We start from the raw sequence: 14,420 nt of genomic DNA, 5'->3' as shown, positions 1-14,420 counted from the left end.
TGTCTTATTCACTGCGAAGCGAGTAGCTCGAACTGGCGCGACTGTCGCCAAGTGTCGCCATGAAAAGACCAATGAATTCAAGGCGCGCATGGGTTTGCGGGCCAAAATGCAAGCCAAGTGAGGGGTTACGGGGAGGCGCGTCATCATCGCAGATGCTCCTCGAAATCATGCTGGCCTGAGCCGCCTTCGCGCTTGGGCGGCGGCACGTCGACGAGGCGGATGCCGTGGTAGTGGACGATCCGGCCATCCTCGCGCCGGTACTTCTTCTGCATGATCAGGCCGAAGCGGGTCAGCGAGACCGGCTTGCCCCCCTGGTCGACCGTGAAGTCGACATACGCCTGATAGAACTGCTTGGCCGTCACCGGCTCGCCCTCCTCGCGCACCACGCAGCGCGCCACGAAGGCCGCCGTCGGGTCCATCTGGTCGCGATACTCCTGTGTCTTCGCCAGCACCGCCTCGGGCACGATGAGGCCTTCGCGCAGGAAGATCATCACGCCCTCGACCAGCCAGTTCAGGATGCCGGGGTGCTCCGGCAGGAATTCGGAAACGACCTCCTCGAACTCGCGCTGCTCGCTCGCCTCGAGGACGACCGGCCAGTGGACGACGGCCATGCGCCGCCAGATGCCGTTGTCGGTGCCGGAGATCTTCGGATAGCCGTTGCCGGACATGTGGCCGGTGAAGATCGGCTTGAAGTCGAAATAGCCCTGGAACAGGTCACGCACGGCAAAGTGCTCGCCGCCGGTCAGGTCCTTGACCAGGTTCTCGCGCAGATCCTCGCCCTCCGGCATCTCCTTGACGCGCAGGAACCGGCGGCCATAGAGCCGCGCCATATCCGGATTGGCCGAACCGCCGGCCTTGCCCTCGCCGGTGAACGATTCTGACGGCAGCGTGACCGAGGCCTCGCCGAGCAGGCGGCAAAGCACCTCGAGAAACACCGACTTGCCGTTGGCGCCGAAGCCATAGTGGAAAAATAGCTTTTGCACGGTCAGCCCGATCAGGCCGAGCCCGGCCGCCACCTGGACCATGCGCCGAACCTCTTCGTGCGGCAGCATGCGCGTCATGAAGGCGAGCCATTTGGGGCAGTCGGCCTTTGCGTCGTAATCGACCGGCACGACCTGTGTGATCAGATCCTGCCGGCGATGGCCCTTGACCACCTTCAGTTCGGCAACGGGCGCCACGATGAATTCAGGCAGGTTTTCGCGGTTGTCGTCGGGATCGTCGAAGGCCGGATTGCGCACCGTCTTGATCACTTTGCGGAAGCACAGTGTATGGCCGCGCAGCGCGACCTTCAGCGGGTCGGCGTTGAATTCGTCAGGCCCGCGCATGACGTGGGGTGCTGCACAGGCGAGCATCGCCTCGAGCCGCCCCTTGTTCTTCGAGGAGACGGCGTGCGACATGCGCCGGCTGATGCGCGCAGCGAGGTTCTTTTGGGCCGCCTCCGCCATCTTGGCGACTTTCTTCTCGCCAGGAGAACGCTCTTGCTCCAGCTTCTTCAGCGCCTCATGGCCGCGCTCGATCGCGATCTTCTCAGCCGGTGTGTGATCGATGTATTCGATCTCCAGCGCGATGCGCCCGCCGAGGTTCTGTGCCACCGCCAGCGAGCGCGGATCGCCGGTGTCGATATCCCAATGCGTGCCAGTCCAAACCGCATAGGCGGCCTTGCGCGCCTTCGCCTGGGCCAGCACAAGCAGATCTTCGCCGAAGTGGGCAAGCAGACGCTCGGCATTGTCGGTGTCGGAATGGTCGAGGCCTGCACAAGCCTTGACCGCCTCCATATCGACCTTGCTGCCGCGGCGCGGCCCGGTGCCCGGCTCACCGTCATCCAGTTCATCGACAGTCGCATCGACATCGAGCGGGGTGCGGGGCAGCCCGGCTGCTTCGGCCTGGCGCGTCGCTTCGTCGAGAATGGTGGCCACCTCTTCAGGCATGCCAGTCTTTTTCTTGCCCACTATTCCCCCGTCTCGACTGCCATGCGTGAAAAGTCATATCCGGCGCGCGGCCAGACGATCGGGATGATGCGCCCCGGCCGGGCATGCCTTGCACGGGCCCGAGCCATTGCGGCAGCCGTCATCACCCGCTCGGAATCGCCGTCGGCAAGCAACACCAGCTCGCGGACGTGATCGGTCACCCACATGGCGTCGTCGGCATCCTGGTCGCGCTTCGGTATGGGCCCGGCGACCATCACCGGCCGCGCGACGCCCTTGGCGTCAGGCTTCTTCAACGTCGGATGCGCAAAGCGCGACGAGGGATCGGCCGGGCCAGACAGATTGCCGAGGTCACCGGCCGCGAAATAGAACGTGTCGGCGCGAAAACCTTCCCAGACACCGAAGGCAACGCCGTTCTCGATGCCTTCGCCGCCGACCCAGCGGCTGCAGTCAGGATGGCCGGCAATCGGGATCAGGCCGCCCTTCTTCGAGCCGCGCATCTTCTTGGCCGGCAGCAATTCGCCGGTGGTCGGGTCGACCAGTTGCGGCCGAAACTTCGGCGGCCGATCAAGGTCGATCCAGGTGATGTGACAGCCAATCGGCGCCAGGTCTGGCATGATGAAGGGCGCGACCATGGCCGGCCCGGAATAGAGCGCGAGCGGGCTGCCGCGCTCATCCTGCCCGTGCCAGTACGTCACGTCGCCGCCGATGCGCAGCCATGTGGCGTCGGGATAGCCGCCACAACGATACTGCAGATAGAACCGGCCATGCATCTGTGCGGCCGTGCGCAGGGCCGTCAGCGACTGATAGATGCCGCGCGCCTTCTGCCGCTCGCGCTCGCGAAACTTGTCCTGGCTGGCCGCGCGCTCGGCGAAGGCGGCATCGTTCTGCAGCCGCCGTTCTTCCAGCCGCTTCTTGCGCGCCGCGCGATCTTCGTCGCTCTCGCGCTCGCCCTCCTCCGGAATGTCCCTGTCGAGCACGATCGAGCAGGCCTCGAGGAGGCCTTCGAGGCTCTTGACGTCCAGCCCTTCGCAATGGGCGGCCATGCCGATCGCGTCGTTGCCGCCAATGCCGCCGGCGCGGCAGTTCCACTTTTCCTTCTTCGTGTTGAACGAAAACGTGTCCGTGCCGAAGCAATGCGGGCAAGGCTGCGGATGCTCGACGCCGCTCCGCTTGAAGGTCAGCCGCATGATCTTCGCGGCATCCTCGATCGACACCGCGCGCGCGTCCTCGACGAAGAGCTTGATCGCTTCGCTCATATCAGAACAGAAGCGGCTGAACAGAGCCGTCCCTGAAAACCGTGCCCATTGGCGCTCATATGAAGAGCCCCTGTCGCTCGTCGTAGCGCGTGCGAGGGGCACGACGAACGTTCGGATTGTAATCCTCGAAGCGAGGGGCATCCGACCGCCACATGTGGTTGTTCGCCCATCGGGCGACGGCGCGAAGTTTTCTAGCTGTCCAATCGTGCTTGACGTGCGGATCGCGGGTGAGCGCTACCAACTTCATCAGCGGCTGACAGAATGGCTCGCCGCCCCACTCGATGACCTCCCGCACGCGCTGCATGCAGGCGTCGTAAGGCTCGTTCCCAAGCAGGGTGTAGATTTGGATCTTGCGAGGCGGCACACCAGCTCGCCGCAGGATTGCCATCGCACTGCGAATGAAATCGCGCTCGACCAAATCATCATAGGCGAGCCGCCAGACACCTCGATTGATGATCCGCCATCTATCGAAAACAGATGCTGAGAAGGTCCTTGGCTCGAAGCCGCTGTTGGCGTCTAGTAATGGCACGCCCGCTTCCTGGTAGCGCCGAACTATGAAGTCCTGATAGTCGGCAGGAAGACCGGATAGATTGTTGTCGCAGAGGACCGGCAAAACCGGGAAGTCCGGCAATTGCGTGAAACCACCTTCCATAAAGGGGACAATGCAGAAAGAACAATCTTCCGAACACCCTCGGCTCGCAATGGTCGCCGCCGGATTATGGCGCTGAAGGGCGCCGATTAGACGGCCTGGATTGCCAGCGCCTTTCGGAACCCACGCAACATCCTGCATGTAGCGCTGCGTTTTCATGTGGGCGAGAGCTGGACCGCCTGCGAATACCTTTAGCCCGAGTGCGCCGTAGTAGATGGCAAGTTTGCGCGCATCTGGGAGCCGGAAGGTGAAGGCGACAGATAAAAACGCACGATCGCCTACAGTCCAGTGGGCGAGCCCGCCTGACCATCTGCTCTCTGGTCCGATCCACGAAGCGCCGCTCATGCGACTGCCACCCTCTCTGCTTCCACATCGACAGCGAAGGCGTGGCGGACGTTGCATTCCGCGATCAGCTTGATCATGCGCGGCGGCACGCTGTTGCCGACCAGGTGATATTTCTCGGTCTTGGTCAGCCGGCGCGTCTTGCCGTCGACGGTGATTTCGGCCGGTAGCGTGCCGGGCTCGAAACCGTGCGCAGCCGCGCCCTCCTCCGGTTCAAGCATGCGGATGCCGATGTCGTCGATGTAGTGTGGGACGCCCTTCACCATCACCTCAACCAGGCCGTAGCGTGCCTTGCCGGTCAGGGCGCCGAGCGGCTGGCGCACGTCGTCATCCTGCTTGCCAGAGCCGAAATAGTGCTGGAGGAAGCCGAGGATCAGATGGGCATGGCTGCCGCCTGCCGAGACCGTCGACAGCGGCTCGTCGATGGGCCGGCCGTCGCGATTGGTGCCGTGCATGTTACCAAGCGCTGCGGCGACCACGCCTTGCGTCGAGCCAAGCGTGACGATGGTCGACAACGGATCTTCCGCTGATCGGCCCGGCTCGCCCGTGTTGTGCTGTGCGATGAACGCTGCGCTGACGCCGACTTGCGGGCTGGTCGTGAAAGCACCGACCGGCTCATCGATCGGTCGGACCGGCCGAGCCTCATTGCTGCCGTCGACACGCGGATCGCCGTTGTGCTGCGCAAGGAAAGCCGCGATCAGCGCATGCTTGCCACCGCCGGCCACCTGTGCGCCAAGCGGCGCCTGGATGTCGAGGCTGCGCGGCGCCTGGCCTTCGCGTTCGCCATAGCCCGCCTGCACCAGGCTGGCGGCAGCCACGGCATGCCGCGGCGCGCCGGCCATGACTGTATCCAACGGCTCGGTCGGCATGTAGCCGTCGCCGTTCTGGTTGAACTTGGTCATATGGGCGGCGACCAGAACGCGATCTTCCTTGCCCGTGGTCGTTCCAAGCGGATCCTCGAGATCGCGAGGCGACGACTGCGCTGCCCGCCCGCCGGCCCCGACGATGGTCGCGCCCATCATCGCGATGCCAGACGAAGTGTGTAGCGTATTGATCGGCTCCTCGACCGAATGCACGCCGTTGCGAGCCGCCGCGCTCTGCTGATCGGTCCGGATCAAGGCCGGCGCCACCACCGCCAGCTCGCCGCGATGCGCCGTGGTCAGCGTGCGCAGCGGCTCGCCGGCATCGTGCACCCTGTCGCCGCCCGAATGGGTGATCGGCACGATGAACGGCTTTGCTGCATCGACGACGTAGCGCATGACGCCGCGTGCCGTCCGGCGCAATGTCGCTTCGGCCAGCGGCTTCTTGCGCCCAAAAATCGATTTCACCGGCAGAGACCAGTCGATGATCGTATGCGCGCCGAGCCATGGTTTTAGGCCGAGCTGCTTGGCATCCTTGCGCGGCGCGTGCGTGCGGGCCGGCCACACGATCGGCCGGCCGTCTGCCTGGGCGACGCCGAAGAAGCGCTTTCGGATCGTGGTGACCCCATAGTCGGCGCAGACCAGAATGCGGTAATCGAAGCTATAGCCGAGACCGCGCAGATGTTTCAGCCAAGCGCGCCAGATGCGGCCCTTGTGGCGAGGATCCGGGATCAGCCATTGATCCTGCACCGGCACGCGCTCGCCCTTGGCTGCGACCGAGCCGTCGAGCCGCATCACGCGCCCAGTCGCCGGGTCACGCTTGGCGATCAGAGGGCCCCACGTCCTGATCTCCTGGACGTTCTCCATGGTGATGGTTTCGGGCCGCACCGTGCCGGCCCAGCGGCAGATCACCCAGGCCAGCGAACGGCGGCGCTTGCTGACCGGCTTCGAGCCCTTGGCGACCGAGAAATGGGTGCAGTCCGGCGAGGCATGCAGGACACGCACGCCGCGTCCATTGGTGACCTTGCGCGGATCGGCCTCGAACACGTCGCAGCGGAGGTGTTTCGTGTGGCGATGACGTTTCTCATGCACGGCGACCGCGACCGGGTCGTGGTTGATCGCAACATGGACGTGGAAACCGGCTTCTTCCAGCCCGTCGCAGCCGCCGCCCATGCCGGCGAACAGCACGATCGTCATGCGGTTATCGAGGGCAAAACCAGTCATCGCGTTCATCGTTGAGCCCTCGCATCCGCACGTGCGCCGTCGCGCGCCATCGCCAAGGTGCGGCAGACCGCATCCTCGCGAACGGTCAGGACGGTGGCGATGGCGTTTGTGTCGAACTGGCCGCTGGACCAAAGCACGATCGCCGCAAGTGCGGCGTCGCCGGTCAGCCATCCCCCGCCCAGCCGCATCAGCGCTTGCCGGAGTTCGACCTCGGAACAGTCGTGTGCGGAAACCGTCTGGCGCAACATCACATCCCCTCCGCGACGACATTGACATCGCCGCCGCGCGTGAACGGACGCGCCTTGTCGAGGATTTGGTTGATTGTCCCCGACGACAGCCCGAGGCGAGCCTTCACCTGGCTCGCGGTCAGGCCCATTTCGAACAGCAGCCTGATACCTTCGGCCTGCATGGCGAGCGGCAGCTTCATCAGCCTGGCCGGGTCGATGCTGCCCGGCTTGCCGAAGCCGGGTGCGGCAGATTTCTTCACAGCGGCCATTCTTCGGGCTCCCAGCAAGGTTTGTGGTAGGATTGGATGGAGACCACGCCGGCGACGCCGAACATGAAATCGGCGCGGCTGCGGATCATCCGCCCGCCCTTGCCGTCGTCGACAGTGTCGAGGCGCGAGCCGTTGACGACGCCGTGCTGGCGCAGCTCCCGGTCGATGTCGGCGGTGGTGGCGTGCAAGCATTCGAAGACGACGACGAAGGCTCTTGATTTGGGCCCGAAGCCGTTGACCAGTTGCACCCAATAGACGTAGCGCTTGGGATCATCAGCCATCTGCCCGCCCCTCTGTTTCAGTGCTCTTCCCGTGAAACTCTTCCGTTGTTTCACGCTCGGCATCAGCGCTGTCCGGCGGGTCGTAAAAGGCGCGGAAGGAAAGCTTCAGCCAGTCGCAGACGGCGATCGCCTTCGGCGCCGACACGCTCTGCCCGTTGCAGATGCGCGACAGGTCCGAGGCGCAAACGCCGATCTCGGCGGCGCAGACGCGCCAGCCGCGCCCATCGTCCTCCAGCCGAGCGCGCAGCAGCCGGCCGAGCCCGCGATAGTCGTAGGTCGCGAGCCTAGCCATGCCTGAATTCCTTCTTCAGGAAGAGCGCCGGCTCCTCGCCGATCCAGTCGCAAAGCGCGAAGAACTCATAGCTGCCGGGGTTGCGCCCGCGCGCCGCGCGTAGCACCGCGTCAAGCTCGACCTCGGCCTCTTTGGCAACTTTGCGCGCCGACTTGCGGCGGTGGACGCGGCGCGCCTCGAGGAATATGGCGAACACGTCGAAATCGACATGGCTGGGATCGAAGGCGTCCGTGCAGATCGGGGCGAGGTTCATTCCGCCGCCTCGTCCATTTCCGCCCCGGCCTGCTCGGCCGCCAGCAGGTCGAACAGGCCTGGGCCCTGCCCGCCGCCGGCGGCGATCTCGGCATAGGTGACGCCGTCGGCGAAATAATCCGGGTTGAGTTCGACCGCGACCGCCTTGCGGCCCATGCGCAGCGCGCAATAGGGCACGGTCATGATGCCGCCGAACGGGTCGAACACCGTCTCGCCAGGCATCGAATGCTGCTCGATCGCCCTCTCGACGATGTCGAACTGCAGCGGGCACAGATGCATTTCGCGGCCCTTGCGCTGCTGCAGCATGTTCAGCGTGCGCATGCGCGCCACGTCGGTCCAGATCTCGGGATGGTCGCTATGCGGCGGCGCGATCATGAAGGTCGGCGGCAGCCTGCCTTCGGCGTCGAGCACCTCGGCGAATTCGACGTGCAGTGCGTGATCGTAGACGTTCTCTTCCGCCCATTTCTTCCAGCCGCGATAGATCAGCTTGGCGTCGAGTTTCACCAGGCGGCGCAACTCGTCGGGCAGCAGCGGCCGGTCGCCGCTCGACCGGCGCACACCGTGCGCGTCGATCTGCCAACGGCCGCGCGAATAGCCGGTACCGGGCACGCTGCGCAGCGCGCGTTCGAACGTCTGGGTGCGCACGCCCTCGCCTAGCGGCAGCGACTTGTCCGGCTGCTCGGTGTGATCGGTGAAGGACAGCGGCTTCTGCTTGGCAACTGGATGGTCGGCGTAACCGTTTGATCGATCGGTGGGCGGCTTGCGGAAGGTCAGCGTGTATTCCGGCATGCCGTTGCCCTGCCGGGTGCCATCCTTGCATTGCTCGCTCCAGCCGAGCCGATAGGTGCCGTTGTTCTCGCGCACCACATCGGTGCCGATGGTGACGCGCGACATGAAGGCGAAGCCGTGCCGGCGGAAATGCGAACAGCAATCGTCGGAGAACGGGTTGACCGTCTGGAAGCCAAAACCGTTGACGCCGCCAGGCACGATCCGGTCCTTGACATGGATGACGGCGAGCCGGCCGGGCTTCAGCACGCGCAGCAGCTGAGGCGTCAAAAAGTCCATCTGCGCCCAGAAATGCGCGTCGTCGTCGGTGTGGCCGAAATCGTTGAAGGACGGGGTGTATTCGTACTGCGTCGAGAACGGGATCGAGGTGACGATCAGGTCGACGCTGTTTTCAGCCATCGACCGGGTTTCCTCGACCGTGTCATTGTGCACGACCAGGTAGTTTTCGCCGCGCACCTCGCGCCTGACAACGCCCATCGAGCGCTTCAGCGCGCCCTCGATCGCCTGCTCGGCCAGGCCGAAACGGCGGATGATCTCCGCCATCTTTTCCGACTGCGCCTCGAACTGGCGCCAACGCCGTTCCAGCGTGCGGCGCATCTCGCGCTCGGCCTCGGTGTAGATCAGGTCGAGGCGCACGGTATGCGTCTGTCCGAATCTCTGGATGCGGAACACCGACTGGATGAAGTCGTGAAACTTGAAGCCGATCCCGGTGTAGATCGCCAACCAGCAATAGTCCTGGAAATTGCAGCCGGAGCCGTTGATGACCGGCTTGGTCGCAAGCTCTTCGAATTCGCCCCTGGCGAAGCCGACGACGCGCTTTTCCTTGGTGTCGTCGTCGAGCGTTCCCCACACCGATTTGACGGTCGGGATCGCCTTCTCCAGCGCGTGCCGCTCGGCCTCCAGATCGTGCCAGAGGATGCGATGCGCGCCAGGATCCTCGGCGCGGATTTCCATGACCTTGGCGATGCGAGCGTCAAGGCTGCGCTTCTTCTCGCGCGCGGCCTCGGTCACCCCATGCGCCGAATTGGCGAACAGCCTGCCCTGCCCGTCGCGCTCCTCGCCGGCAGCGCTATGGTCGGACGGGATTTCGTGCCAGCGGATATCGAGCGGCGGCAGGTCGTAGCCTTGATCGGAATAGCCGAGATCTGACGGCTTCTGGACGAACAGCGCCCAGCTCGCGACCCACAACCAGAACTCTTCCTCCTTGTGCGGATGCAGCGTGAGCGCGTCGGCCTTCTCGCTGTCGCGCTTGAAGAAGCGGGTCTTTGCTTCGCCGACATCCATGACGCCGAGAAAGGCGGCATAGGCGAGCAGCTCGATATATTCGTTCGGATCGGGCACCGCGGTGGCGACGAAGCGGTAGCGCACGCCGGCATGCTTGCGACCGGTCTTGCGATCGTCGCCGGCAAAGGTCGCCATGAACTCGCGAAAGGTCTTGGTGCCGCCGAAGCCGCGCAGCACGGCAGCCTCGTCGAGCGAGGCAGCGGTGAACAGGCAGGGGTCGAGCTTGCCGTCGCGGATCGTCTCGTAGTTGGTAAGGTGGATCAGCACGCTCTCGGCGCCGATCTCGTTCGGCGCTTCCATCTGCCCGGGCCGGTTGATGAACTTCAGCCGGATGTTCGGATGGCGCTTCTCGACCTCTAGGAAGAATTCATGGCGCACGCCGAGCGGCACGACGATCAGCCCGTGACCGCCGGCATGCACCAGGCATTGCCGGATCACCTCGAGCTGCGTCGATGTCTTGTGCAGGCCGAAGCGCAGGAACAGCGCACGCCGGCCGCCGCGGCAGGCCCACGGCACGATCGCCTGCGTCATCGGCTTCAGCAGCGGGTTCACCGTCGCCGGGTCGACGTCGAAGCCAAGCGCCGGCGCCAGCCGCACCTTTGCCTTGAGGAATTCGGCATAGTCGGGATGCGCGGTCATGCGGCAGCACCGTCGACCGATGTCGTGGGCGCAAACAGCCACTCGACGGCCTTACCCTGGGATACTGCATATGCAATCTCCCGCCTTGTCGAAGAGCCGATGTATCCGCCTACGTTAATCACGAAAATCGCATCAGCGAGATCGATCTTCCGGAAATGAAGCTGATCCAAGTTCCTCTTCTCGGGCGAGGCTTCGTTACCGTCTGATGTCAGGAACCGAGAGCCGCGCGGTTCATCAGCGTGGCCAAACAGGCCTAACGAAATAACGATGTGGCCGCACATGCTGAGGTGAGCATTTGCCAAGTGGAAAGCTTCAGGGAAGCGGCTACTCCCACAAAGCGTGTAAACTCGTGGCCGATCAGAGAGTGTCATTGCGCGCCCCCATCGCGTGGCTCACACGGCGCATGCTTGCCGCCGCCGAAGACGTATTCTCGCCACGGCGTCCAGCACCAGTTGCCGTCACGGTAGCGGAGGAAGCCCCACTTTCTGGACTGCCGGCCGACCCAAACGATGGTGACGATCTTGCGTCCATCGAAACATGGCAAAGGTGGATGACCGCGCAATCGACCTGGCCAGTCGTGCCACCAATTTCCAGAAAATCGGCCAAGCACCCTATGTAGATAATTTGCCCGGCGATGGTGGATACGAAAAGCGCGCACTAGTCTGCGCTTTGTCACCCAGCCCATTTTCAGGGCGACCATCGGCAACGCATCATGGCTGCGATCACTGTCGAGAATGCGTAGTGTGAAGTCCTCGACATAGCTCGTTAGCGGGAAGGTCCAGAAATCCCACGGATGATCGTGCGGATCGGGGTCGGCGTCGCCGCGATGGAAGATGTGCAACCGTAGGCGGCCAATCCAGACGCGCGTCATGTAGGGCGTCTCGTACTCGCCATCGGTGCCGTAGATAGTTTGGATGCCAAGCGCGTTCATGCCGCAACCTGCCGTTTCGCGATCAGGTGACGCCGGCAGTACCGCGTATGCAGCGGTTCCGCCGCCCGCTCGGCGCCGCAGACCGGCATGTCGGGCCCGTCAGGATCGTAGGGCGCGCCGGCATAGTGCAGGCACCGGTCAGTCATCACTGCTTGCAGGAAGGTGATTGGCAGCGTCGCCGGCAGGTTCGGAACGACCTCGATCGGCTTGGAAAAGTGCGTGCAATCCGGAGAAGTGAACAGAAGCTCGACTGGCGAGGCCGGCGTGACCGCCATGACCGGGCGCACGGGATGATACTTCCGCTTCACCGGCTTCTCGGTCTTGGGCGTGGCCCGGCCGATCGCATGGTTCTTCGGCTGGCCCAACAATGCGCCAAACGTGCCCTTGCCGCGCTTCAGCTTGCCGATGACGGCATTGCGGCTGCGCTGACCCGGCAGGCGAGCGGCAATCTGCGCGGCAGAAAGCCCTTGGCCGGCCAGATCGCGCAGCATCTGCAGATCTTCGGCGGACCACTCGCTCATGCCGGATGCCCCCTCCAGCGGCCGAACCAGAAATTCGAACCAGAAGTAGCCGTCGGAACACGGCCCTACGACGCCGCTGTCATCTATGGCAGGATCCCAAATGATCTCTTGCCCGCGGCAGATCACGACGTGATTGGTATCATTGCGGCTCCTGCCGGCGAGGATGTAGGCCATTCCCCGGCTATAGTACGCGCCCCATTCGAGGGCCTTTTCCAGCGCATCGGCTACTACCGGAATCGAAATACGCAGGATTTCCCGCTCTCGCAGCCAGGCGTCGTGTCTTGCTGATTGCTCAGCTCCGGACAGGTCCTCGTGCCAGTGCGGCACCTCTTCGGCCGGCACGTCGCAAAGGCATGCGATCACGGTGCGGGCGCAATCGCCCCAGACACCGTTTGCCGGATCGTGCCGGAACAACTGCTTGACGAGCCTCATGCCGCACCGCTGACAATGCTGAGGCCGCCGGCGCCGCGCGCCGCCGCCGCCGATTTGCGCAGTTCAGCAATCGCGATTTCCAGTTTCGCCGCGCCGCGGTCGATGCCGGCAAGCTCGGCCGGCGTCAGCCGGCCATCGGCGAAGGCCATAGCGGCGGCGGCGATCAGCTCGCCGAACTGCACGACGACATCGGCATGCGCCGCCATCATCGTGGCGTTGGCAGCACCAGCCGCATCGGCATCGGCCAGTCGCCGGCCGTTCAATTCGGCCATGACGCTGGTGACCAGCGGCGTGCCGCACTCGGCCTCGAGCAAAAGCACCGCCGACAGCGGCATCAGCTCGGGATCGCCGGCATTGTTGAAGCGGCCCATCTGGCTCTTCGACAACGACGCGATGGCGGCGGCGCGCTCGATCGTGCCGCAGCGTTCGATCAGGTCGCGCTGCGCTGCCTTGAGGCGGTAAAACCACTGACTGGAAATTTCGGCCATGTCGGGCTCCGGGCACAGTTTTCCCGGCGCGGGAAATGCTGTCTGCATTTCCCATGGCGGGACGAGGTGGAAAGCGGTTCAACTCACGGGCATGAAAACCCGCATTCACAGCCTCACGGCGGTTCCCTCGGCAAACGCAGCGTCCGCCGCGCCTCATCACGCAACAAGCGCGCCAGAAGGTCGGCAGGATGCTCGCAGGCAAAGGCGGCTAGCAGCTTCAACATGCGCAGCGTCGGCGCCGGCAACTGGCGAACCGGCTCCGCTGGCGGCTGCAACAAGGTCAGTGAAGGCGAGCAGCGGACGGCGGTCATTCGGCCGCCTCGCTAGAAAGAGGGTGGCCGGTCCCGGCTTGGGGGAATTTTTCGGGACCGGCCGCGACGCCGCCGGGGCGAGCAGCATCGGAAAGCGACGCCTGGAGTTGGCGCAACAGGATCAGCGCCGGCCCCTTGGTCGGCGGCCTCGTCTCCCAGGTGGAGACGGTCGAGCGGTCGACGCCGCAATGCTCGGCGAGTTGCTGCTGCGTCCAGCCGAGCTCGCCCCGCAGGGCGACCACGTCGACAACCGTCTCTAGTTCGAACGAATGATCCATCATGACCGATAGTGTGAGAAAGTCACATCAATCTGTCAAGTAGAAACTCACACCAGAAATGTGAAAAAGTCACGCCATGACGGATGTAACCCGAGTAGACGAGCAGGCGGCGCGGCTGCGCCAGGCGCGCGAGATGCGCGGCTTCGACAATGCGAAGGCCGCCGCGAAGCGTTTCGGCTTTAACTACAACACCTACATCCAGCACGAAAGCGGTCGGACCGGCATCACCCGCGCGGTCAAGGACTATGCCCGCGCCTACAGGGTCAGGGAAGCCTGGCTCATCACCGGCGAAGGCTCACCGCAGGATATAGACGGCAGCGACGAGCTGCGCGAGATTTTCATGCGCTTGGCGGCGGCGCCACGGGAGGTCCAGGCCGCCGTGCTGACCTATGCCAGATTCGCGCTGGGCGAGCCGAGCGGCACCGAGAAATCCCGCGAAACCGCCACCACGCCAACATCGTGATCGATAAGCACGCGCCAGTGCCCACCATGGATTTCACTCATCGCCTCTGCGATTGATCGCGTGTCCCTGGCAATGCGCTCGGAGATCGTCGCTGCTCTTGATTGAGGCGATGTCGCGATCGCTCGCAATTTGTCCATTGCCTGATCGCCCGCAGCTTCGCGCGATTCGTACTGGATCACTTGTCTCTTCTCCCAAACCGAACGGCAGTGAAGTTAGGAACAATTTCCTCTAGGCTGTCAAATCAGTTTTTTCACGCCGTCCAGTGTCCCATTTCGGTACGCATACAACCATTGCTGAATGATCACCAGATTGTTTCAACCTGTAACGATGCCCTGTGAATAGCGGGGAAACTAGTACCAGTTTTCTACAAAATCTGGAACCATTTCGAACACTTGACCTTTCGGCGATAAGTCGGGGTCATGTCCCGACCGTTACGCCCCAGCTTCCATGTCCGCCTGCCGCCCGAACTCAAAGCACGGCTTGAGGCGGTTCGCGGCGGCAAGAGCCTCAACCGGGAGGTGGTCGACAGGCTGGAGCGGTCGTTCGGAGAGGATCTGGCCTCGCAGTTCGGAGAGGTCATCGCCGCCTACCTTGCGCCGCTCGACGATGAGGAGCGCGCCAAGGTCGTCGATCTGGCGAGCGAACTGGCGGCCGTGCTAATCGCCAAGCCGCGCAAACGGGCCCCATAAAACCCGCATGATTCTCAC

Annotated in this window: 17 protein-coding genes; 2 read left to right on the top strand and 15 right to left on the bottom strand. The window is 64.0% G+C overall.

Translation table 11 applies throughout. The features are described 5' to 3' along the window. Positions 1–143 precede the first annotated feature (143 nt). From NKH43_RS21635 to NKH43_RS21565, 15 genes are all read right to left on the bottom strand, one after another. Positions 144–1,928 carry a DNA primase family protein gene (locus NKH43_RS21635; RefSeq protein WP_352859768.1) on the bottom strand — a complete coding sequence of 595 codons (1,785 nt, stop codon included), beginning with the start codon at positions 1,926–1,928 and terminating at the stop codon, positions 144–146. A gap of 20 nt (positions 1,929–1,948) precedes the next feature. Beyond that, positions 1,949–3,184: a P4 alpha zinc-binding domain-containing protein gene (locus tag NKH43_RS21630; RefSeq protein WP_352859766.1), complete on the bottom strand. Its 1,236-nt coding sequence runs from the start codon at positions 3,182–3,184 to the stop codon at positions 1,949–1,951. A gap of 55 nt (positions 3,185–3,239) precedes the next feature. Further along, entirely contained in the window at positions 3,240–4,178 is a 939-nt protein-coding gene (locus tag NKH43_RS21625; protein ID WP_352859765.1) for a hypothetical protein, read from the bottom strand. After that, positions 4,175–6,268 (bottom strand): DNA cytosine methyltransferase, encoded by a 2,094-nt coding sequence (locus NKH43_RS21620; RefSeq protein ID WP_352859763.1) that lies wholly within the window; start codon positions 6,266–6,268, stop codon positions 4,175–4,177. The genes NKH43_RS21625 and NKH43_RS21620 overlap by 4 nt, the downstream gene beginning before the upstream one ends. Continuing rightward, a complete protein-coding gene (locus tag NKH43_RS21615) occupies positions 6,265–6,507 on the bottom strand; it encodes a hypothetical protein (RefSeq protein WP_352859761.1) in 243 nt (80 codons plus the stop codon). The genes NKH43_RS21620 and NKH43_RS21615 overlap by 4 nt, the downstream gene beginning before the upstream one ends. Then, positions 6,507–6,755, bottom strand: coding sequence for a sigma factor-like helix-turn-helix DNA-binding protein (locus tag NKH43_RS21610; RefSeq protein WP_352828800.1), 249 nt, complete (start codon positions 6,753–6,755; stop codon positions 6,507–6,509). Before NKH43_RS21610 ends, NKH43_RS21615 begins: the two co-directional genes overlap by 1 nt. Beyond that, entirely contained in the window at positions 6,743–7,036 is a 294-nt protein-coding gene (locus tag NKH43_RS21605) for a hypothetical protein (RefSeq protein ID WP_352828803.1), read from the bottom strand. The genes NKH43_RS21610 and NKH43_RS21605 overlap by 13 nt, the downstream gene beginning before the upstream one ends. Then, on the bottom strand, positions 7,029–7,328 hold the full coding sequence (locus NKH43_RS21600) for a hypothetical protein (RefSeq protein WP_352859759.1): 300 nt from the start codon (positions 7,326–7,328) through the stop codon (positions 7,029–7,031). The genes NKH43_RS21605 and NKH43_RS21600 overlap by 8 nt, the downstream gene beginning before the upstream one ends. Next, entirely contained in the window at positions 7,321–7,581 is a 261-nt protein-coding gene (locus tag NKH43_RS21595; protein WP_352859757.1) for a hypothetical protein, read from the bottom strand. The genes NKH43_RS21600 and NKH43_RS21595 overlap by 8 nt, the downstream gene beginning before the upstream one ends. Then, positions 7,578–10,289, bottom strand: coding sequence for a DNA methyltransferase (locus tag NKH43_RS21590; RefSeq protein WP_352859756.1), 2,712 nt, complete (start codon positions 10,287–10,289; stop codon positions 7,578–7,580). Before NKH43_RS21590 ends, NKH43_RS21595 begins: the two co-directional genes overlap by 4 nt. 367 nt (positions 10,290–10,656) lie before the next feature. After that, on the bottom strand, positions 10,657–11,220 hold the full coding sequence (locus tag NKH43_RS21585) for a hypothetical protein (protein WP_352859754.1): 564 nt from the start codon (positions 11,218–11,220) through the stop codon (positions 10,657–10,659). Next, positions 11,217–12,083 (bottom strand): GcrA family cell cycle regulator, encoded by an 867-nt coding sequence (locus tag NKH43_RS21580; protein ID WP_352859752.1) that lies wholly within the window; start codon positions 12,081–12,083, stop codon positions 11,217–11,219. Before NKH43_RS21580 ends, NKH43_RS21585 begins: the two co-directional genes overlap by 4 nt. 86 nt (positions 12,084–12,169) lie before the next feature. Beyond that, positions 12,170–12,661, bottom strand: a complete 492-nt coding sequence (locus NKH43_RS21575; protein ID WP_352859751.1) for a hypothetical protein — start codon at positions 12,659–12,661, stop codon at positions 12,170–12,172. Positions 12,662–12,774: 113 nt separating this feature from the next. After that, positions 12,775–12,972 carry a hypothetical protein gene (locus tag NKH43_RS21570; protein WP_352859749.1) on the bottom strand — a complete coding sequence of 66 codons (198 nt, stop codon included), beginning with the start codon at positions 12,970–12,972 and terminating at the stop codon, positions 12,775–12,777. Further along, the gene (locus NKH43_RS21565) at positions 12,969–13,253 is read right to left on the bottom strand and encodes a helix-turn-helix domain-containing protein (protein WP_352859748.1); all 285 of its coding nucleotides are present in this window, start codon (positions 13,251–13,253) and stop codon (positions 12,969–12,971) included. The genes NKH43_RS21570 and NKH43_RS21565 overlap by 4 nt, the downstream gene beginning before the upstream one ends. Positions 13,254–13,326: 73 nt before the next feature. On the opposite strand from NKH43_RS21565, the gene NKH43_RS21560 reads away from it, so the two are divergent. After that, positions 13,327–13,713, top strand: a complete 387-nt coding sequence (locus NKH43_RS21560; RefSeq protein WP_352828834.1) for a helix-turn-helix domain-containing protein — start codon at positions 13,327–13,329, stop codon at positions 13,711–13,713. 419 nt (positions 13,714–14,132) lie between these two features. After that, positions 14,133–14,402, top strand: coding sequence for a hypothetical protein (locus NKH43_RS21555; RefSeq protein ID WP_352828837.1), 270 nt, complete (start codon positions 14,133–14,135; stop codon positions 14,400–14,402). Positions 14,403–14,420 lie beyond the last annotated feature (18 nt).

Origin of the sequence: Mesorhizobium sp. M1163, from assembly GCF_040318415.1 — a bacterium.
Classification (GTDB): Bacteria; Pseudomonadota; Alphaproteobacteria; order Rhizobiales; family Rhizobiaceae; genus Mesorhizobium.
This window is presented reverse-complemented; position numbering and strand designations above follow the sequence as displayed.